The following is an 18,952-nucleotide window of genomic DNA, read 5'->3' on the forward strand; positions in this document are numbered from 1 at the left end:
CATGACGAACCCCTCGACGTTGTACCGCGGCGGCGTGCTGCACTGCCCCGCCGACCCGAGCGCCACCGCGCTGCTGGTGTCCGGTGGGCGGATTTCCTGGTTGGGCACCGACGGTGACGCGCCGCCGGCCGACCGGGTGGTGGACCTGGGTGGGGCGTTGGTGACGCCCGCGTTCGTGGACGCGCACGTGCACGCCACCGACACCGGGTTGGCGTTGTCCGGGCTGGACCTGTCCGGGGTGCGCTCGGCCGGGCAGTTGCTCGACGCGGTGGCCGGGTTCGCGGCGGGCCTGCCGGCGGACGCGGTGGTGCTGGGGCACGGGTGGGACGAGTCGACCTGGTCGGATGCGACCCTGCCGGACGCGGCGGCGCTGGACCGGGCGGCCGGTGGGCGGCGGGTGTACCTGTCGCAGGCGTCGATCCACTCGGCGTTGGTGTCGTCGGCCCTGTTGGCGGCGTGTCCGCAGGCGGCGGAAGCGGCGGGTTTCGACTCCTCGGGCTGGTTGCGGCGCGACGCGCACCATGTGGTGCGGGCGGCCGCGCAGGGGTCGGTGAGTCGGGCGCAGCGGGTGGCGGCGCAGCGGGTGGCCCTGGCCCACGCGGCGTCGTTGGGGATCGCGGCGGTGCACGAGTGCGGTGGCCCGGAGATCTCCGACGAGGATGACTTCACCGGCCTGTTGGGCATCTCCGGTGCGGGGTTGCCGGAGGTGTACGGGTACTGGGGTGAGTTGGGTGGCGCGGCACGGGCCCGGGAGTTGGGTGCGGTCGGCGCTGGTGGGGACCTGTTCGCCGACGGGGCGTTGGGGTCGCGTACGGCGCACGTGTCGCAGCCGTACGGCGACGGCGACGGTTGCGGGCACGGGTACCTGTCGGTGGAGCAGGTGCGTGACCACCTGGTGGACTGCGCGGCGCACGGTTTGCAGGGCGGGTTCCACGCGATCGGTGACGCCGCGATCGGCACCGTTCTGGACGGGTTCGCGGCGGCGGCGGGCACCCTCGGGTTGGAGCGGTTGCGGGCGGCCCGGCACCGCATCGAGCACGCGGAGGTCATGAACCGGCGGTTGATCGCGCGGTTCGTGGAGTACGGGGTGGTGGCGAGCATGCAGCCGGCGTTCGACAGGTTGTGGGGTGGCGCGGGCCGGATGTACGAGGCGCGGTTGGGGTTGGACCGGTCGTTGGAGTCGAACCCGATGGGTGCGATGCACTCGGTGGGGGTGGCGTTGGCGTTCGGGTCGGATTCGCCGGTGACGCCGTTGGACCCGTGGGGGTCGGTGCGGGCGGCGGCGGCGCACCACAACCCGGCGCAGCGGATGGGTGTGCGGTCGGCGTTCGCCGCGCACACCCGGGGCGGGTGGCGGGCGGTGCACCTGGACGTCGAGGGGGTCCTCGCGTTGGGTGCGCCGGCGACGTTCGCGGTGTGGTCGACGCCGGCGGGGGTGGAGCGGGGTCTGCCGGTGTTGCAGGCCGAGGACCCGGAGCTGCGGGGTCCGGGCGACCCGACGCCGTTGCCGGTGTGCCGGCGCCTGGTGCTGCGCGGTGAGGTCATCTACGAGGAAGGGTCGTCATGACCGGGAAGCTCGATCTGGATCCGGTGCTGGTGGCGCGGGCGCGGGAGTTGGCGCGTCGGGCCGGGCAGCCGGTGGTGGACCTGGCGCGCAGCCACACCACGGTGTCGGTGGAGCGGGCGGTGCTGCGGTTGGCCGGGGTGACCGGCGCGGACCCGGACGGTATTCCGTGGGTGAACCGGCTCGTCGACGCGGTCGCCGCGGACGTCGGGTTGGGGCACGGGGTGGCGGTGCCGGTGTTCGACGCCCTGGTCCGCGAGGGCAGCACGGATGTGACGTTGCTGGCGCAGAAGGCCGCCGCCGGGTCGGTGCGGTTCGCCCAGCCGACGGGGCGGGCGGCGACGGCGGCCCGGTCGGCGGCGCGTAAGGCCGTCGGGGCGGGCATCCGGCGTGTCGACCGGCGGCGCGCCGAGCGGGACCGGCTCGTGAAGCGGCACGGGGACCCGGCGCAGCGGCCGTGGATCTACCTGATCGTGGCGACCGGCGACATCTACGAGGACATCCCGCAGGCGCAGGCAGCCGCCCGGGCCGGCGCGGACGTGATCGCGGTGATCCGTTCCACCGGGCAGTCGCTGCTGGACTACGTGCCCGAGGGCGCGACCCGGGAGGGGTTCGCCGGCACGTACGCCACGCAGGAGAACTTCCGGTTGATGCGGGCGGCGTTGGACGAGTCGTCGAAGGAGGTGGGCCGCTACGTGCGGTTGACCAACTACGCGTCCGGGTTGTGCATGCCGGAGATGGCGACCCTGGCCGGGTTGGAACGCCTCGACATGATGTTGAACGACTCGATGTACGGGATCCTGTTCCGCGACATCAACCCGGTGCGCACGTTCGTCGACCAGCGGTTCTCCCGGCAGGTGCACGCGCGCGCCGGGATCATCATCAACACCGGTGAGGACAACTACCTGACCACCGCCGACGCGGTCGACGAGGCGCACACGGTGACGGTGTCGCAGCTGCTCAACGAGTTCTTCGCGCACGAGGCGGGGTTGGCGGACTGGCAGTTGGGCCTGGGGCACGCGTTCGAGATCAACCCGGAGGTGCCGGAGTCGTTCCGGTTGGAGTTGGCGCACGCGTTGCTGGCCCGGGAGTTGTTCCCGGACGCGCCGTTGAAGTGGATGCCGCCGACGAAGCACATGACCGGGGACGTGTTCCGGGGCAACCTGCTCGACGGGTTCTTCAACCTGGCGGGCGCGCTCACCGGTCAGGGGATCCTGCTGGTGGGGATGATGACCGAGGCGGTGGTGACGCCGTGGTTGTCCGACCGGGACATCGCCCTGCAGAACGTGCGGTACGTGTTGGGTGCGGCCGGTGGGTTGCACGAGGACTTCGTGCCGGCGGCGGGTGGGTTCATCCGCCGCCGCGCCAACCAGGTCCTCGGTGAGGCGTTGGACCTGTTGGCGCGCATCGGGGAGCAGACGCTGCTGACGGCGATCGCCGAGGGCACCTTCGGGATCATGAAGCGGCCCGCCGACCGGGGCAAGGGCCTCGACGGGGTCGCCGCGCACGAGGCCGGCTACTACAACCCGGCCACCGAGATCCTGGAAGGGGACGCGGCGTGAGCGCGCGAAGCGGTGGCGTGAGCGCCGGCGACGCCGGGAAGAAGATCGTGCGACCGTACGGGGACACCACCGGCGACGGGATGGTGCAGGTGTCGTTCACCCTGCCGGTGTCGCACGACAAGCGGGCCGAGGGCGCGGCGGTGCAGTTGGCCGCCAAGATGGGCATCGACCCGGCGATGGTGGTGCACGCCAAACCGATGGGCGACGGGTTCACGTTCTTCGTCGTCTACGGGCGGGTGAACCACCTGGTCGACCTGGGCGCCGTGCAGGTGGTGGAGCGCGACTTCGCCCTGCTGTCGGCGAAGGACGTCAACACGGTGATCAAGCAGCGGTTGCGGCGCAAGCTGTCCGTGGTCGGGGCGTGCATCGGCACCGACGCGCACACCGTGGGCATCGACGCGATCCTGAACGTCAAGGGCATCGCGGGGGAGAAGGGCCTGGAGTACTACCGGGAGTTGAAGGTCACCAACATGGGTGCGCAGGTCAGTGTGCCGGAGCTGGTGGAGACCGCCCGGGCGGAGAAGGCCGACGCGGTGCTCGTGTCGCAGGTGGTCACCCAACGCGACGCGCACCTGCACAACACCCGGGAGATGTCGGCGGCGTTCCGGGAGGCGATGCCCGCGGGCAAACGGCCGCTGCTGATCGTCGGTGGTCCCCGCTTCGACGAGACGATGACCGACGAGTTGGGCGTGGACCGGATCTTCGGTCGGGGCACCACGCCCGGTGAGGTGGCCAGCTACCTCGTGCACGCCCTGATCACACAACGGAAGGCGATGGCATGACCGACGCACGGCTCGGGGTGACGGTGACGCACCGGCGGTATGTGCCGTACTCGCACGCCCACTACGCCGGCAACCTCGTCGACGGGGCGTACGCCCTGGGGTTGTTCGGCGACGTCGCCACGGAGGTGTGCATCCGCACCGACGGTGACGAGGGCCTGTTCGCCGGGTACGCCGACGTGCGCTTCCACGCGCCCGTCCACGCCGGGGACGTGGTGGAGGTGACCGCGCGGGTGTCGCGGGTGGGCACCCGCAGCCGCACCCTGGAGTTGAGCTGCGCGGTGGTGTGCCGGGGCCGCCCGGACCGGTCCGCGTCCGCCGCGGAGGTCCTCGACCCGCCGGTGGTGGCGGTCACCGCGACCGGCACCGTGGTCGTCCCCGCCGCCGACCTGAGTCGCGAGGAGTGAGCCGGGGTCGCGACCAGGGGACGTTGGCGGTCTGCGCGGACGTCGGGTCCACGTACACGAAGGTGGCGGTGGTGGACCTGGCCGCCGGTGTCCTCGCCGGCGCGGCGGCGGCGCCCACCACGGTGGGCACCGACGTGCTGCACGGCCTGGACGCCGCGGTCACGGCGGCCACCGCCGGGCTCGGGGTCGCCGACGTGCCCTGGTACGTGTGCTCGTCGGCCGGTGGTGGGCTGCGGCTGGCCGTGGTCGGCTACGAGCCGTTGGTCACCGCGCAGGCCGGCCGGCGGGTCGGGTTGTCCGCCGGCGCGCACGTGGTGCACGTCGCGGCCGGTCGCCTCGGCGCGGCCGACCTGACGGCGTTGCGGGCCGCCCGCTGCGACGTGGTGCTGCTCGTCGGCGGCACCGACGGCGGCGACACCGACACCATCACCCACAACGCCACCCGCCTGGCCCGCGCCCGGTGGCGCACACCCGTGGTGTACGCGGGCAACGCCGACGTGCGCGGCCAGCTGACCGGGTTGCTGCGCGACGCCGGGGTGCCGGTCACCGACGCGGAGAACGTCCTGCCGCGCATCGGGGTGCTCGCCCCGGCGTCGGCGCGGGCGGCGATCCGGACGGTGTTCCTGCGCCACGTCATCGGTGGTAAACGACTGTCGAGGGGTTCCCGGTTCGCCCGGCTGGTGCGGGCGGCGACCCCCGACGCGGTCCTCACCGGTGTGGAGGTGCTCGCCGACACCCTCGGTGGTGACCTGGCCGTCGTCGACGTGGGTGGGGCCACCACCGACGTGTACTCGGTCCTCACGCCGGACGAGCGGGCCACCGGGCCGGGCCGGGAGGTCGCCGGCAGTCTGTGGCGGGCCCGCACGGTCGAGGGTGACCTGGGCATGCGGTGGAGTGCCCCGGGGGTGGTGCGCGCCGCCGTCGAGGAGCGGCTGCTGTCCGCCGCCGAGTCCGACGACCTCGCGGCAGCCGCGGCACGCCGGGCGGCCGACCCGGCGTTGCTGGCCGTCGACGACGGGGAGCGGGCCGTGGACCGGCGCATCGCGACCCTCGCCGCGACGGTGGCGCTGCGTCGGCACGCCCGGGGTGCCGCCACCGGGGAGCGCTCCGGGCGGGACCTGCGCGACGTGCGGCTGCTGGTGGGCTCCGGTGGTGTGCTGCGGCACGCGCCCGCGCACGTGTCCGGGCAGGTGTTGACGGCGGTCCTGGCCGACCACGCCGGCGGGTGGGCGCTGCCGCGCGCCGCCGCCGCGGTGGTCGACGCCGACTACGTGCTGGCCGCCGGAGGGCTGCTCGCCGAGGAGCACCCGGTCGCCGCGCGGGCGCTGCTGCGTCACCATCTGGGTACGTATTGAGACGCGCCGACCCGACACGCCGTGGCGCAACACACGACAGGCCGGTCGCGGGTTGACAACCGACGGGGGTCGGCACGTACCGTCTTTGAGTCCTACCACGGGAAGCGGCTGTTGTTCGCTTCGTCCCTTCGTCCGCTGGCCGAGCGACATGTTCGAGCGTCATCGTCGCGGCGGCCAGGTCCAGCGGGCGGGGGTCGGCGGGGCGGCGCGAACCGGCCGCGGTTACCGGTGTACGGGCAGGGTGAGGTGCACGGCCAGTAGACAACGGCCCGGCGGGGGCAGCCAGTCCACGTCCGGTCGGTCCGAAGGTCGTCGTGCCCCATCCTCGCCACACCGGCCGGGAAGGGCCTGGGAGCATCGGGGCGCGGCGAAAGCCGCGCCCCGATTTCATCCCCACCCCCCCGCACTCCCGCACCCCGCCCACGACCGCGCCGATCTTGCAGTTTGTGTCGTTGATGTGGGTGGGAATGCCCCTTGTGTCGGCGCAGAAAGTGCAAGATCGACGAGCGGAGGGTGGGGCGGGACCCGCAGGCGGGTAGCCTTCGCCGGGTGATCGAGGTGAAGCTGCGGTGACGATGCTGGACCGGGATGACACCCACACCGCCACGGTGATCAACACGCCGGTCGTCGCGGGTCGGCCCCTGCCACTGCGGGTCGCCGTGCCCCTGGCGGTGGCGGCCGGGCTGGCGCTGCTGGTGGCGTTCCCCCCGTACGGGGTGTGGCCGCTCGCGCCGGTCGGGGTGGCGTTGCTGGCCGCCGCCGCGCACCGGCGCCGGTTGCGCGCCGGCGCCGGCCTGGGCTTCCTCACCGGGCTGGCGTTCTTCGCCCCGCTGCTGGCCTGGACGAACCTGCACACCGGCTACCTGCCGTGGGTGCTGCTGTCGCTGTTGCAGGCCGGCTACCTGGCGCTGCTCGGCACCGCGACCGCCTGGGTGTCGCCGCTTGCCGACCGCGTCCGCTGGTCGTGGCCGGCGCTGACCGGGCTGCTGTGGGTCGGGCAGGAGGCACTGCGCGACCGCACCCCGTTCGGCGGGTTCCCGTGGGGGAGGTTGGCGTTCAGCCAGGACGACTCCCCGCTGCTGCGCCTGGCCGCGCTCGGCGGCGCACCCCTGGTCACCTTCGCAGTCGCGCTCGGCGGCGGGCTGCTGGTCACCGCCGCCTGGCAGGCCTGGGGCATGCTGCGCCCCAGCAGCCTCACCAACCCCACCAGTCCCACCAACCCCACCGGCACCGCCACGGCCACCGGGTCGTCGGCGCGACGGTGGACGCCGGTGGCCGTACCGGCGGCCCTGGCCGTGGCGCTGACCGCCGGGGCGCTGCTCGTGCCGGTGGCCACCGCCGGGTCCGGCGCGGACGTCACCGTGGCGATCGTGCAGGGCAACGTGCCGCGGCTGGGCCTGGACTTCAACGCCCAACGGCAGGCGGTGCTCAACAACCACGTCGACGCCACCATCGAGCTGGCCGCGCAGGTCGCCGGCGGGCAGCGGCGGCAACCCGACCTGGTGGTGTGGCCGGAGAACTCCAGCGACATCGACCCGCTGCGCAACCCCACCGCCGGCGCGCGGATCTCCCAGGCCGCCGACGCCATCGGCGCGCCGATCCTGGTCGGCGCGGTGCTGCTCGGCCCCGGGGCGGGGCAGGTCCGCAACGCGGGCATCCTGTGGCGTCCCGGCACCGGCGCGGACCTCGACCAGCTGTACACCAAACGGCACCCGGTGCCGTTCGCCGAGTACGTGCCGCTGCGCGACGTGGCCCGGATGGTCAGCAAGCAGGTCGACCTGATCCGCAACGACTTCGTGCCGGGAAGCACCCCGGGCGTGGTACGCGCCGGCCCCGCCGTGCTCGGTGACGTGATCTGCTTCGAGGTCGCCTACGACGAGGTGGTCCGCGACACCGTCACCGGCGGTGCGCAGCTGCTGGTGGTGCAGACCAACAACGCCACCTTCGACGTGGCGGAGGCCCGTCAGCAGATGGCCATGGTGCGGCTGCGCGCGGTGGAGCACGGCCGTCCGGCGTTGATGGCCTCGACGGTCGGTGTGTCCGGGTTCGTCGCACCCGACGGGCGGGTAAGCGATGCCACCGGGTTCAACACCCGGGAGGTCGTGGTGCGGCAGGTGCGGCTCGACGACGGGCGTACCCTCGCCACCCGCCTGGGCTGGTGGCCGGAGGTGGCGCTCGCCGCGCTGGCCGCGGCGGCCCTGGTCGGCGCGGCGGTGCTGCGCCGGCGGCAGCGGGTCAGGACCGGATAGCAACAGCCGGTACGCCGGCGGGAGCGGAGGAACCGTGATCCAGGCGACCGATACGATCCGACGTGCGGACGAGGTGCCCGGGGTGGGCCGGGTGCTGGTGGTGATCCCCACCTACAACGAGGCCGACAACATCGCCGTGATCGTGGGCCGGGTCCGGCGCGCCGCCCCGGCGGTGCAGATCCTCATCGCCGACGACAACAGCCCCGACGGCACCGGCGCGATCGCCGACGCCCTCGCCGACGGTGACGCGCACGTGCAGGTGCTGCACCGGCAGGGCAAGCAGGGCCTGGGCGCGGCGTACCTGGCCGGTTTCGGGTGGGCGCGCGAGCGCGGCTACCAGGCGGTCGTGGAGATGGACGCCGACGGGTCGCACGCCCCGGAGGACCTGCCGGCGCTGCTGGACGCCGCCCGCGACGCCGACGTGGTGATCGGGTCGCGGTGGACGCGCGGCGCGCGGGTGGTGAACTGGCCGCTGCGGCGGCTGCTGCTCTCGCGCGGCGGCAACCTGTACGCGCGCCTGGCGTTGGGGATGCCAGTGTCGGACGCCACCGGCGGGTACCGGGTGTACCGGATCAGCGCGTTGGACGCCATCGACCTGGAGTCGGTGACGTCGCAGGGCTACTCGTTCCAGGTGGAGCTGTCGCGGCTGGCGCACCAGGCCGGGGTGCGGATGGTGGAGGTGCCGATCACCTTCGCCGAGCGGGAGCGCGGCGACAGCAAGATGAGCCCGAAGATCGTGGCCGAGGCGCTGTGGCGGATCACCGCCTGGGGTGTGCGTGACAGGCGTCAGGCGGTCCGCCGGGGTCTGCACGGCACGGCCACCGGTCAGGCGCGGTGGCCGTGAGCGCGGCCGTGTCATGCTGGATGAGCGGAACACGTCCGTGGTGTCCGCAGGATGGCGATGAGGTGAGATGCGCCGAGGACTGAGGTTCGTACCGTTGGCCCTGTTGCTGGCGGTGGTGCTGGAGCTGGCGGTGTTCGTCGGCGTGGGACGCGCGCTGGGGTTCGGTGCGGCGGTGTTGCTGGTGTTCGCCGCGTCGCTGCTGGGGTTGGTGTTGTTGCGCCGTGAGGGGATGCGCGCCTGGCGTGGTTTCCGCTCCGCGGCGGCGGCCGGGCAGCCCCCGGGTGGGCAGGTGACCGACGGGCTCGTCGGGTTGGCCGGCGCGCTGTTGCTGGCGGTTCCGGGCCTGGTCAGCGGGCTGGTCGGGGTGCTTCTGCTGGTGCCGCCGGTGCGTCGACTGGCCCGCGCCGGGGTGCGACGCGCCACCGAGCGGCGGGTGTCGTCGATGGTCGCCGGTGACCTGTTCGGGCCCCGCACGGTGCGGGTGCGCCAGGGTGCGCCGCAGTCGCAGCCGACCCCGCAGCCGGAGCAGCCGGTGGTGGTCGACGGCGGTCGGGCCATCGAGGGTGAGATCGTCGAGCCCCGGCACTGAGACCAGACCACCCACAGACATGACGACGCCCCCGGGGAGAACCCCGGGGGCGTCGTCGTGGTGTCTCGTGCGGCTCAGGCGCGGCCGCGGCGGGTCCGAACCTCCTGCAGGCGCTCCTCCAGGATGTCCTCCAGCTCGGCGATGGAACGCCGCTCCAGGAGCATGTCCCAGTGGGTACGCGGGGGCTTGGCCTTCTTCTGCTCCGGCTCGTTGCCGTCGACGAGTCGGGCGACGCTGCCGTCGAACTTGCATTCCCAGGTCGTCGGGACCTCGGCGTCGACGGCGAACGGCACCTCGAACTGGTGGCCCTTGGCGCAGAGGTACTCGCGGGTCTGACGCGGCGCGAGCTCCGTGTTGCGGTCGGATTCGTAGCTCACCGCGCCAAGGCGGCTTCCGCGCAGCATACGCTCGCCCATGATCGACTTCCCCTCGTTCGTGGTGCTGGTCTTCTGGGTGTAACGGTGCGTCCCCGTCGCGCCATTCCCGCCCGAGGGCGTGAGGCGTCCACGGGTGGGCCGCGACCAAGGGTAGCCGGCCGGGACGGTCACCCGGTGAGGTGATCCCCAGGCGGGTCGCGACAACGGGTGTGTCCGCTGCCACCGGGGTGGTTAACCGCCCGAGCCTATCGAAGGTTGCGCCGCGAGCGTCAGGTGGCGTCGCCGGGAGTGGCGGCGCCCAGGCGGGCCAGCGCCAGCGCCAGGTCGCTGACCTGGTCACCGAGCTGTGCCACCCGCCGCTGGGCGAGGTCCCGGTCGGTCTCGGCGGCGTCGAGTCGTACCGTCAGGGCGGTGCGCTGACCCTCGGCGGTGGCCGCGGCCTGCCGGGCCACGGTCAGCTCGCCGCTGAGGGTGTCGCGGTGGGCGGCTAGGGCCGCCAGCTCGGCTTGCAGCCGCGCGGTGAGTTCCGCGGCCTCCTGCCGGGCCTCGTCGGCCTGCCGGGCGGCGACCTCGGCGCGGTCGCGGGCCCGGTCGGCCTGCTCGCGCGCGCGGGCCGCGTCGGCGGCCTCGGCGCGGGTGCGTGCCGCGTCGGCCCGGGACTGCTCGATCTGACGCCGGACGTCCTGCACCTCGGCCTGCCACCGCCCGGCCCGCTCGGTCGCCTCGGCGGCGGCCCGGGTGGCCCGTTGCGCCTCGGCGCGCAGCGCGTCACGTTCCACGCCCAGGTCGGCCACCCGCTGCCGTTCGGCGTCGCGCTCCGCGCGCAGGTCGCGCACCTCGGCGCGGGCCTGGTCGCGGTCGCGTTCGGCCTGGGCGCGCAGCGCCTCGGCGGCGCTGGCGTCGTGGCGGGCCCGGTCGCGGACGGCCTCGGCGTGCTGGGCCCGCTCGTCGGCGGCGGCGGCCTGCCGCTGCGCCAGGTCGGCGCGCTGGCGGGCGTCGTCGGCCTCGGCACGGGCGTCGCGGGCCTGCTCGCGGGCGCGCGCCGCGTCGGCGGCGGCGGTCTCGGCGTCGTCGCGGGCCTCGTCACGTTCGGTCTGCGCCGCCGCGACCTCGGTGGCGGCGTCCGCGCGGGCCTGGGCGAGCTGGCGCTGCACCCCCACCGGGGACAACTCGGCGTGCAGCGACTCGGTCAGCGTCTCGACGATCTGGTCGAGCCGGTCCACCGCCTCCCAGGTGCGGGCCACCTGCCCGGGCAGGCCGGGGGCGTTGCGGTGGCGCATCCGGCTGTTGCGGGAGGCGCGCTGGCAGGCGCCGTCGTTGTCGCGGCAGTAGCGAAACGGTCGACCCGCGCCGACCCGCTGCGGCACCGGCCGTCCACAGTGGGCACACGGGCGGGTCTCGGTGTCGGTGGTGGGGGGCTGGGCGTCCATCGAGGGCGAAGTCTAGTGCCGGCCGGTCAGCTCGTCGCCCGGGCCGCCGCGTCCAGGGTGTAGCGGCGTTGCAGCAGCACCGCCACGAGCATCGCCGCCGCCGGCAGCAACCCGAAGCCGTAGCGGACCGCCGCGAGCGCGGCGTCGGGCTGCACCGGCGACTCACCGGCCGTCGAGGCCACGAAACCACCCACGGTCAGGCACAGCGCGTAGGCGTACGGGCCCAGGGCCGCGCCGGTGGCCTCGGTGGCCGTCCACACCCCGGTGTAGGTGCCGGCCCCGGTGCTGCCGGCGGCGCGGATCACGTCGGGCAGCATCGAGAAGGGCAGCAACTGCATGCCCGCGAACGCCACCCCGAGCACCGCCACCGCGCCGATGAGCACCGGCAGGCCGGCCGGGCGGCCCACCGCCAGCACCAGCGCGCCGAGGGCGAACGCGCCCTGCGCGCCGAGCAGTGCCCGCTGCTTGCCGACCCGGCGGGCCAGCACCAGCCAGGCCGGGGTGACCAGCAGCGCCGGCGCCACGAACGCGGCCACCAGCACCGTGGTCAGGCCGGGCGCGCGCAGCTCGTACTCGGCGTAGTAGGGCACTCCGGCGAGGACCAGGTGGGTGGTGGTGGACATCGCCAGGTAGGCGGCGGCCAGCCACCGGAACTGGGGATCGCGCAGCGCGGTGCGCAGCGCCCGCCACCCGCCGTGCGCGGGCGCGGCGCTACCCGGCGCGGACCCGCGCAGCCGGGCGATGCCGGCGACACCGACGAGCATGGCCAGCAGCATTCCCACGGCGAGGACCACACCCATGCGCTGGTAGCCGCCCCGGGTCGCGGCGTCGCCGCCGGTGAGCAGCGGGGCCAGCAACCCGGAGACCAGGATGCCCAGGGTCAGCACCACCATCCGGAACGCCATCAGCCGGGTGCGTTCGTGGTAGCCGATCCGCAGGTCGGCCGGGGTGGCCAGGTAGGGAACCTGGTAGGCGGCGAAGAGCAGGTTGCCGGCGACGAAGAACACCGCCACCCACGCGGCCGCCGGCGCGCCGGTCAGGCCGCCGGGCACGGCGAAGAGCGCGGCGAACGCGACCGGCAGGGCGCACCCGAGCAGCAGCAGGCGACGCCGGTCGCCACGACGGGTCTGCTCGACGTCGGCGCGGTGCCCCACCCAGGGGTGCAGCAGCACGTCGGCGACCTTCGGCAGCAGCAGCGCGAGGCCGGCCAGCCACGGCCCGACGGCCAGCACGTCGGTGAGGAAGTAGAGCAGCAGCAGGCCGGGCACGGTCACCCAGACGCCCATGCCGAGCGAGCCGGCGGCGAAGCCCGCCAGCGGGCCGCGGGGCAGCGTCGCGTCGGTGGCGGCCGCGGGCCGCCGGTCCAGCCCGGTCATCGCCGCATCCTCTCCGCAATCCAACGGTTGCTGGATTCTAGGGGCAGAATGACGGCCATGACCATGCCCCGCCGCCGCCCGGGTCGGCCCCGCCGCGACGAGACCCGGCCGACCCGTGAGGTGGTCCTCACCGCGGCGACCGCGCTCTTCGCCGAGCGGGGCTTCGACGCCGTCGGGCTGCGGGAGGTCGCCGCCGCGGCCGGCGTCGACGTGGCCACGGTCGCCCACCACACGGGTACGAAGGCGGCCCTCTACGACGCGTGCTTCGCCCGGGTGTTCGCCGCCGAGCGGGAGGTGCTGACCGAGGCTGCCGAGCAGGCCCGCACCGCTCTCGACGCGGGCCCGGATGCGGCGCGGCGGGCTCTGCACGAGCTGGTGGACGTCTTCGTCGACTTCCTCGAGGACCGCCCTGAGACCACGGCGCTGTGGTTGCGCCGCTGGTTGGAGCCGCACCGGCACGCCGAGCTGGACCAGCGCTACGCCGACCCGCTGTACCGGCTGGTCGCGGAGCTGCTCACCGCCGCCGCGGCGGCCGGCGCGCTGGCCGAGCCGACCCCGCACATCACCGTACGGAGTCTGGTGTGGGCGACGCACGGGCACGTGGTGGCGCTTGCCGCGGGCGCGCCCGGCGCCCGGGAACGGCGCGAGTTCCGGGCGTTCGTGCACCGCCTGCTGGACGGGCTGTACGGGGCGCCGACCCCTTGACGGGCCGCCGCCGCACGACGATTATCCATCGGACGTTGGATTAGTGGGGGCGGCAATGGGCGTACCACCTCGGGTGGCGGTGATCGGCGCCGGCGCCGCCGGACTCGCCGCGGTCAAGGCACTGCGCGACGCCGACGTGCCGACGGTCGGTTTCGAGGCAGCCGAGCAGGTCGGCGGCCTGTGGGTGTTCGGGGCGCCCGACTCGCCCGCGTACCGGACGCTGCACCTCAACACCAGCCGTGGTCGCACCCAGTTCGCCGACCACCCGATGCCCACCGACTGGCCCGACTACCCCGACCACCGTCGGGTCGCCGGTTACCTCGCCGACTACGCCACCCGGTTCGGGTTGGGCGACACCATTCGGCTGCGGCACACCGTCGAGCGGGTCACCCAGAATCCCCCCGGCACCTGGACCGTGGCCGCCAACGGTCCGACCGGCCCGGTCGAGGTGACCGTCGACGCCGTGGTCGTCGCCAACGGGCACAACCGGGTGCCCCGGTTGCCGCAGCCCGGGTACCCCGGCACCTGCACCGCCGAGCAGATCCACAGCCACGACTACCGGGGCCCGGAGCAGTTGGCCGGCCGGCGGGTGTTGGTCGTCGGCGGCGGCAACTCCGCGATGGACATCGCCGTGGACGCGTCGTACGCCGCCACCCGCACCCTGCTGTCGCTGCGCCGAGGCGTCTGGGTGGTGCCGAAGTACCTGCTGGGTCGCCCCTCGGACACCCTCAACGGGGCGCTGGCCCGCCGGCTGCCCTGGCGGCTGCGCCAACGGGTCAGCCAGACGGTGCTGAGCACCACCGTCGGCAACCCCACCCGCTACGGGCTGCCCGCACCGACGCACGGCTTCCTGCAGGACCACCCGACGCTCTCCGACGCGCTGCTGTCGCGGCTGACCCACGGTGACGTCGAGGCCCGCCCCGGCGTCACCGCCCTCGACGGCGACCGGGTGGAGTTCACCGACGGGCGCAGCGACAGCGTCGACCTGATCATCTGGTGCACCGGCTACCGGGTGGACGTCCCCTTCCTCGACCCGGCGCTGCTCGCCGGTGGCGCCGACACGCTGCCGCTGTACCGGCACGTGTTCCACCCCGACGCCCCCGGTCTGAGCTTCGTCGGGTTGATGCAGTCCACCGGCTCCGCGTTCCCCCTGGTCGAGGCGCAGGCCAAGCTGATCGCGGCGCACCTCGCCGGCCGGTACGCGCTGCCGGACCCGGACCGGCAGCGCGCCGTCTGCCGGGCCGAGCTGCGGGCCGCGACCGCCCGCTGGGGTCAGCGCCGCCCGGCGATGCGAGTGGACTTCGACGTCTACCTGGCCGAGCTGGCCCGGGAGTTGACCGCCGGGACCGGCCGCGCCCGCTCCGGTGCGGCGGCCCCGGTGCAGGCCTCCCGGTGAGTGGTCGGTCGCTGGCCGGTCGGCGGGTGCTGGTCACCGGGGCGGCCGGGACGTTCGGCCGCCACCTCGGCGCGGCGCTGAGCGCGGTCGGCGCCCGGGTGGTGGGGCTCGACCTGCACGCCCGCCCCGACGACGACGTGCCGGTGCTCGGCTGCGACCTGACCGACCCGGACGCCGTACCGGCGGCGGTACGGGCCGCCACCGACCGCCTCGGCGGGCTCGACCTGCTTGTCAACAACGCCGGGGTCGGTGGTCCCGCGCCGGCCGAGTTGCCTCCCGACGAGGTGGTCCGCCGGCAACTGGAGGTCAACCTGCTCGCCGCCTGGCGCACCACCGCCGCGGCGCTGCCCCCACTGCTCACCGCACGCGGGCGGGTGATCTTCGTGGCCAGCCGGATGGCGGTGCTGCCGCTGCCGCTCGCCGCCGCGTACGGGGTGAGCAAACGGGCCCTGGTCGCCTACGCCGACGCGCTGCGCCACGAGGTGGGCACCCACGTCGGGGTGAGCGTCGTCTACCCGAGCATGGTCGACTCGCCGATCCACGACAGCACCGCCGAGGCCGGGTTGTCCCTGCGGGGGGTGTCCCGCCCCGAGCCCGTCGAAGGGGTCGTCGCGGCGATCCTGCGCACCGCCGCCGCCCGGCGGGCGCCCCGTGACGTGGCGACCACCGCACGCGGGCGCCTCGAGATGGCCGTCGGCCGACACGCGCCGGCGCTTGCCGACCGGCTGGTACGCCGTACCCTCGCGGCTCGCCTCGCCGCCGGTGACCTGGACGCCGCGCCGCTTGCCGCCGGGATGCTCGGCCGCCACCGGGGGCGGTGACCGCCAGGTCAGGGTGTGGCGACGGCCGCGCGTGAGCGGTCCGCGGCGATGCGGACGGCAAGCGCCGCGAGGGCCGTGCCGGTCACCCACCGCTGCACCCGCAGCCACACCGGCCGGCGGGCGAAGAACCCGGCGAGGGCGCCGGCGCTGAGCACGATCAGCGCGTTCACGCTCAACGCCACGGCGATCTGGGTCAGACCGAGCAGCAGGCTCTGCGTGGCCAGGTGCCCCCGCGTCGGGTCGACGAACTGCGGTAGCAGCGACACGTACAGGATCGCGATCTTCGGGTTGAGCAGGTTGGTGACCAGGCCCATGGTGAACAGTCGCCGGGGCGGGTCCGGTGGCAGCGGCTCGGGCCGGAACGGCGAGTGCCCGCCCGGGCGCAGCGTCCGCCAGGCCAGCCAGAGCAGGTAGCCGGCCCCGGCGAGCTTCACCACCGCGTACAGCGCCGGCACCAGGACGAAGACGGTGGCCAGACCGGCGACCGCCGTCGCCAGGTAGACGCCGAAGCCGGCGGCCACCCCGAGCAGCGAGACGAGCCCGGCTCGGCGACCCTGCGCCACCGAGCGGGAGACCAGATAGACCATGTTCGGGCCGGGCGTGAGCACCAGCCCCAACGCCACAAGCGCGATACCCAGCAGTGCGCCCGTACTCACCATGGCGATCCCCCGTCCGATAGTCCCCACCCGGACCGTAATCGGGATGAACGCCCCGGCCCAGAGCCACCTGACGGGCCGTGGCCTGCGATCCGGGGTGATCCATTCGCGTTCGGTGACCCGGGTGGCACGGCGGCGGGAATGCTCCCCGTCGCGGACGCGCTGACCCCTGGCGAGTGCGTGTCGCCGGCCGGAGGCGGCGCGTTACGGTGGCCAGGGAGGTGCCGCACGGTGACCGAGGCGTGGGAAGCGTCAGTGGAGGCCAAGATCCAGGATGCCGTGCAGCGCGGCGAGTTCGACGACCTGCCCGGCATGGGCAAGCCGATCCCCGGGCGCGGCACGCCGTACGACGAGGCGTGGTGGATCAAGAGTTTCCTGGAGCGCGAGGCACTGCCCAGCGACCTGCTGCTGCCCACCTCGCTGCAACTGCGCCGACGCGTCGAGCAGGTCCCCGACGAGGTTCGGGACCTGCCCACCGAGCAGGCCGTCCGCGACTTCGTGGGGCAGCTGAACAGGCAGATCGTGGCGTGGCTGCGGTTCCCCGACGACGGGCCCCGGGTGGCGGTGCGCCCGGTGAACACCGAAGACGTGGTCCGCCGCTGGCGTGCCGAGCACACGCCTCCCCGCTTCCCGACACCCAGCACCGACCGGGTCGCTGCCGTCGCCGTAGCGCGGCGACCCCGCCGCACCTGGTGGCGGCCGTGGCGTCGCCTGTCGCGCTGACCCGCCTGGCCGGCCGCGTACGCCGCCGGCAGACTGAGCGGATGTTGATCGAGCTGCGGGCGTCGGGCACCTCTGCGACGACGCCGGACCTCGCGCTGCGCCCCTGGCACGAGGACGACCTCGACGCCCTGCTGGACGCGTACCGGGACCCGGTGCTGCGCCGGTGGACCCGGCTGCCGTTGACAAACCCCACCGAGGGCCGGCAGTGGCTGGCTCGCACGCGGCGGGACTGGGCCACCGGCAGCCGGTACGCCTTCGCTGTCCTCGAAGACCAGGCCGACGGCCCACGGCTGGTGGCGAACGTGGTGCTCAAGGGGGTCACGCCGCAGCGCCCGGCACCCGAGGTGGGGTACTGGACGGCGTCCTGGGCGCGTGGTCGGGGCGTCGCACCGCGCGCGGTCACCGCGCTGAGTCGCTGGGCGTTCGACAGGTTCCCCGAGGTGGCGCGTCTGGACCTGCTGCACCAGGTGGACAACGTCGCGTCCTGCCGGGTGGCGCAGAAGTGCGGCTTCGAGTTCCAGGAGATCCTGCCGGCCCGGCCGCCCTTTCCACTCGACGGTCACCGGCACACGCTCGACGCCGGTTGACGGGGTCGACACCCCCTCAACCGGCCCATCCGCACCTGACGCGAACGGATCCGAACACCTCCGAACGCCCACCACCGGCCCGGACGGCGCGAGCGCGGATACGGTCTGGCCAAGCGCCCCGGCGACGGCCGGCGCGGAGGGGACGGGGCGAGGTGAGCGTGCGGGCCGCGACGTACGCCGAGGTGTTCGCGGTGCGCGAGTACCGCCACCTGTTCGGCGCGTACCTGCTGTCCCTGGCCGGTGACCAGCTCACGGCCGTAACCGTGGCGTACCTCGTCTTCACCGAAACGGGCTCGGCCGCGCTGGCGGCGCTCGCCTACGCCAGTTCCTACCTGGCCTGGCTCACCGGCGGACCGCTGCTGTCCGGCCTCGCCGACAGGTTCCCCCGGCGACGCGTGATGATCGCGTGTGACCTCGGCCGTGCGGCGCTGATCCCGCTCGCGGCGCTGCCGGACCTGCCCGCGCCGGCCCTGGTGGTGCTCCTCTTCGTGGTCAACCTGATGCGGCCACCGTTCGTGGCGGCGCGGGCGGCGTTGATGCCGGACGTGCTCGACGGCGACCGCTACGCCGTGGCCAACGGCGTGGACAACATCTGCGCCCAGGTGGTGCAGGTGCTCGGCTTCGCCGTCGGGGGGAGCCTGGTGGCGTTGCTGTCGCTGCGCGGCGCGCTGCTCGTGGACGCCGGCACCTTTCTGGCCTCGGCCGTGCTGATCGGAGTGGGCGTGCGTTCGCGCCCCGCGCCCCGGCCGCCGTCGAGCCCGCCCCGGCCGGGTCGGGCGGTCGGGCTGCGGGTGGTCTTCGGTGACTCCCGGCTGCGGTCCTACGTTCTCGTCCTCTGGACGGCGAGTGCCTTCACCTACGCGGCCGAGGGGTTGATGGCACCACTGGCCCGACAGTACGGCGGCGGTGCCGGCACCGTCGGACTGCTGCTGGCGGCGGCGCCGTTGGGGATGGCCCTCGGCGGGGTCGCGCTCACCCGGTTCTGCGCACCGGCGGCCCGGCCCCGGCTCATCCTGCCGTTGGCCGCGATGTCGGCCGGGGTGCTGACGGTGGCCTGGCTCGTCCCTCCGCTGTGGATGATGCTCCTGCTGTTGGTGCTGGCCGGGGCGGCGAGCGCGTTCGCCATCCCGCTGAACGCGCTGTTCGGTCGGGCGGTGCCGGGGCAGTACCGGGGCCGTGCGTTCGGGGTGGCCATCACCGGTCTGAGCGGCCTGCAGGGGACGGCCATGGTCCTTGCGGGTCTGGCCGCCGACAGGTGGCCGGCCACCACGGTGATCGGGTTCAGTGGACTGTCGGGTGCGGTGGCGGTCCTCGTTCTCGTTCCGCTGTGGCCACGGGGTCGAAGAAGCGCGCCCGGGACGTTCGAGCCCGCGGCCGAACAGGCCCGAACGACTTCGAACACCGACACCCCTACCGCCGGCGCAGGCAGTGGCCGACTCTGAGGTCAGCTGGCGGGCACGGGGCCGCCATCGAGGGGGAGAGGAGTGGGGCATGCGCAGCGTTCACAACCGTGGCATCAGCTGGACCTGACC

General features: G+C 74.3%; 18 protein-coding genes. 14 read left to right on the forward strand and 4 right to left on the reverse strand.

Features of this window, described 5'->3' with window-relative positions; translation table 11 throughout:
• Position 1: 1 nt before the first annotated feature.
• The 8 genes from ACWER9_RS00660 to ACWER9_RS00695 all read left to right on the forward strand — a co-directional run bounded on the left by ACWER9_RS00660 (position 2) and on the right by ACWER9_RS00695 (position 9,349).
• Positions 2-1,567 (forward strand): amidohydrolase, encoded by a 1,566-nt coding sequence (locus tag ACWER9_RS00660; RefSeq protein WP_452299775.1) that lies wholly within the window; start codon positions 2-4, stop codon positions 1,565-1,567.
• Positions 1,564-3,126 (forward strand): lysine 5,6-aminomutase subunit alpha, encoded by a 1,563-nt coding sequence (gene kamD / locus ACWER9_RS00665; protein ID WP_452299776.1) that lies wholly within the window; start codon positions 1,564-1,566, stop codon positions 3,124-3,126. Before ACWER9_RS00660 ends, kamD begins: the two co-directional genes overlap by 4 nt.
• Positions 3,123-3,908, forward strand: a complete 786-nt coding sequence (kamE, locus tag ACWER9_RS00670; protein WP_452299777.1) for a lysine 5,6-aminomutase subunit beta — start codon at positions 3,123-3,125, stop codon at positions 3,906-3,908. Before kamD ends, kamE begins: the two co-directional genes overlap by 4 nt.
• Positions 3,905-4,312 (forward strand): 3-aminobutyryl-CoA ammonia lyase, encoded by a 408-nt coding sequence (gene kal / locus ACWER9_RS00675; protein ID WP_452299778.1) that lies wholly within the window; start codon positions 3,905-3,907, stop codon positions 4,310-4,312. Before kamE ends, kal begins: the two co-directional genes overlap by 4 nt.
• 23 nt (positions 4,313-4,335) lie before the next feature.
• A complete protein-coding gene (locus ACWER9_RS00680; protein WP_452299868.1) occupies positions 4,336-5,667 on the forward strand; it encodes a glutamate mutase L in 1,332 nt (443 codons plus the stop codon).
• A 575-nt stretch (positions 5,668-6,242) separates the two neighbouring features.
• The gene (lnt, locus tag ACWER9_RS00685; protein WP_452299869.1) at positions 6,243-7,916 is read left to right on the forward strand and encodes an apolipoprotein N-acyltransferase; all 1,674 of its coding nucleotides are present in this window, start codon (positions 6,243-6,245) and stop codon (positions 7,914-7,916) included.
• Between the two features lie 34 nt (positions 7,917-7,950).
• Positions 7,951-8,760 carry a polyprenol monophosphomannose synthase gene (locus ACWER9_RS00690; protein ID WP_452299779.1) on the forward strand — a complete coding sequence of 270 codons (810 nt, stop codon included), beginning with the start codon at positions 7,951-7,953 and terminating at the stop codon, positions 8,758-8,760.
• 67 nt (positions 8,761-8,827) lie between these two features.
• Positions 8,828-9,349 (forward strand): FxsA family protein, encoded by a 522-nt coding sequence (locus ACWER9_RS00695; RefSeq protein WP_452299780.1) that lies wholly within the window; start codon positions 8,828-8,830, stop codon positions 9,347-9,349.
• A gap of 74 nt (positions 9,350-9,423) precedes the next feature.
• On the opposite strand, the gene ACWER9_RS00700 is transcribed toward ACWER9_RS00695, so the two are convergent.
• The 3 genes from ACWER9_RS00700 to ACWER9_RS00710 all read right to left on the reverse strand — a co-directional run bounded on the left by ACWER9_RS00700 (position 9,424) and on the right by ACWER9_RS00710 (position 12,532).
• Positions 9,424-9,765, reverse strand: a complete 342-nt coding sequence (locus tag ACWER9_RS00700) for an RNA polymerase-binding protein RbpA (protein WP_091398247.1) — start codon at positions 9,763-9,765, stop codon at positions 9,424-9,426.
• 230 nt (positions 9,766-9,995) lie between these two features.
• Positions 9,996-11,156 (reverse strand): hypothetical protein, encoded by a 1,161-nt coding sequence (locus ACWER9_RS00705; RefSeq protein WP_452299781.1) that lies wholly within the window; start codon positions 11,154-11,156, stop codon positions 9,996-9,998.
• Positions 11,157-11,182: 26 nt separating this feature from the next.
• Complete coding sequence (locus ACWER9_RS00710) at positions 11,183-12,532, reverse strand: MFS transporter (protein WP_452299782.1); 1,350 nt, start codon at positions 12,530-12,532, stop codon at positions 11,183-11,185.
• Between the two features lie 57 nt (positions 12,533-12,589).
• Between ACWER9_RS00710 and ACWER9_RS00715 the strand changes: the two genes are divergently transcribed.
• From ACWER9_RS00715 to ACWER9_RS00725, 3 genes are read left to right on the forward strand one after another with little or no spacing between them, the layout of a single operon-like run.
• On the forward strand, positions 12,590-13,237 hold the full coding sequence (locus ACWER9_RS00715; protein WP_452299783.1) for a TetR/AcrR family transcriptional regulator: 648 nt from the start codon (positions 12,590-12,592) through the stop codon (positions 13,235-13,237).
• A 55-nt stretch (positions 13,238-13,292) separates the two neighbouring features.
• Positions 13,293-14,633, forward strand: coding sequence for a flavin-containing monooxygenase (locus ACWER9_RS00720; RefSeq protein ID WP_452299784.1), 1,341 nt, complete (start codon positions 13,293-13,295; stop codon positions 14,631-14,633).
• Positions 14,630-15,454, forward strand: a complete 825-nt coding sequence (locus ACWER9_RS00725; protein ID WP_452299785.1) for an SDR family NAD(P)-dependent oxidoreductase — start codon at positions 14,630-14,632, stop codon at positions 15,452-15,454. Before ACWER9_RS00720 ends, ACWER9_RS00725 begins: the two co-directional genes overlap by 4 nt.
• An 8-nt stretch (positions 15,455-15,462) precedes the next feature.
• Here the strand turns inward: ACWER9_RS00725 and ACWER9_RS00730 are convergent, their stop codons facing one another.
• Positions 15,463-16,113, reverse strand: a complete 651-nt coding sequence (locus ACWER9_RS00730) for a LysE family translocator (protein WP_452299786.1) — start codon at positions 16,111-16,113, stop codon at positions 15,463-15,465.
• 228 nt (positions 16,114-16,341) lie between these two features.
• Between ACWER9_RS00730 and ACWER9_RS00735 the strand changes: the two genes are divergently transcribed.
• From ACWER9_RS00735 to ACWER9_RS00745, 3 genes are all read left to right on the forward strand, one after another.
• Positions 16,342-16,833 (forward strand): DnaJ family domain-containing protein, encoded by a 492-nt coding sequence (locus ACWER9_RS00735; RefSeq protein ID WP_452299787.1) that lies wholly within the window; start codon positions 16,342-16,344, stop codon positions 16,831-16,833.
• Positions 16,812-17,420, forward strand: a complete 609-nt coding sequence (locus ACWER9_RS00740; protein ID WP_452299788.1) for a GNAT family N-acetyltransferase — start codon at positions 16,812-16,814, stop codon at positions 17,418-17,420. Before ACWER9_RS00735 ends, ACWER9_RS00740 begins: the two co-directional genes overlap by 22 nt.
• 152 nt (positions 17,421-17,572) lie before the next feature.
• The gene (locus ACWER9_RS00745) at positions 17,573-18,862 is read left to right on the forward strand and encodes an MFS transporter (RefSeq protein ID WP_452299789.1); all 1,290 of its coding nucleotides are present in this window, start codon (positions 17,573-17,575) and stop codon (positions 18,860-18,862) included.
• Positions 18,863-18,952 lie beyond the last annotated feature (90 nt).

This window comes from Micromonospora sp. NPDC003944, assembly GCF_053605225.1.

Bases quoted from the DNA above. Each gene is read 5' to 3' on its own strand.
- lnt (WP_452299869.1), top strand. From the start codon at position 6,243: ATGCTGGACCGGGATGACACCCACACCGCCACGGTGATCAACACGCCG.
- ACWER9_RS00695 (WP_452299780.1), top strand. From the start codon at position 8,828: ATGCGCCGAGGACTGAGGTTCGTACCGTTGGCCCTGTTGCTGGCGGTG.
- ACWER9_RS00720 (WP_452299784.1), top strand. From the start codon at position 13,293: ATGGGCGTACCACCTCGGGTGGCGGTGATCGGCGCCGGCGCCGCCGGA.
- ACWER9_RS00705 (WP_452299781.1), bottom strand. From the start codon at position 11,156: ATGGACGCCCAGCCCCCCACCACCGACACCGAGACCCGCCCGTGTGCC.
- ACWER9_RS00715 (WP_452299783.1), top strand. From the start codon at position 12,590: ATGACCATGCCCCGCCGCCGCCCGGGTCGGCCCCGCCGCGACGAGACC.
- ACWER9_RS00710 (WP_452299782.1), bottom strand. From the start codon at position 12,532: ATGACCGGGCTGGACCGGCGGCCCGCGGCCGCCACCGACGCGACGCTG.
- ACWER9_RS00730 (WP_452299786.1), bottom strand. From the start codon at position 16,113: ATGGTGAGTACGGGCGCACTGCTGGGTATCGCGCTTGTGGCGTTGGGG.
- kal (WP_452299778.1), top strand. From the start codon at position 3,905: ATGACCGACGCACGGCTCGGGGTGACGGTGACGCACCGGCGGTATGTG.
- ACWER9_RS00660 (WP_452299775.1), top strand. From the start codon at position 2: ATGACGAACCCCTCGACGTTGTACCGCGGCGGCGTGCTGCACTGCCCC.
- kamD (WP_452299776.1), top strand. From the start codon at position 1,564: ATGACCGGGAAGCTCGATCTGGATCCGGTGCTGGTGGCGCGGGCGCGG.
- ACWER9_RS00700 (WP_091398247.1), bottom strand. From the start codon at position 9,765: ATGGGCGAGCGTATGCTGCGCGGAAGCCGCCTTGGCGCGGTGAGCTAC.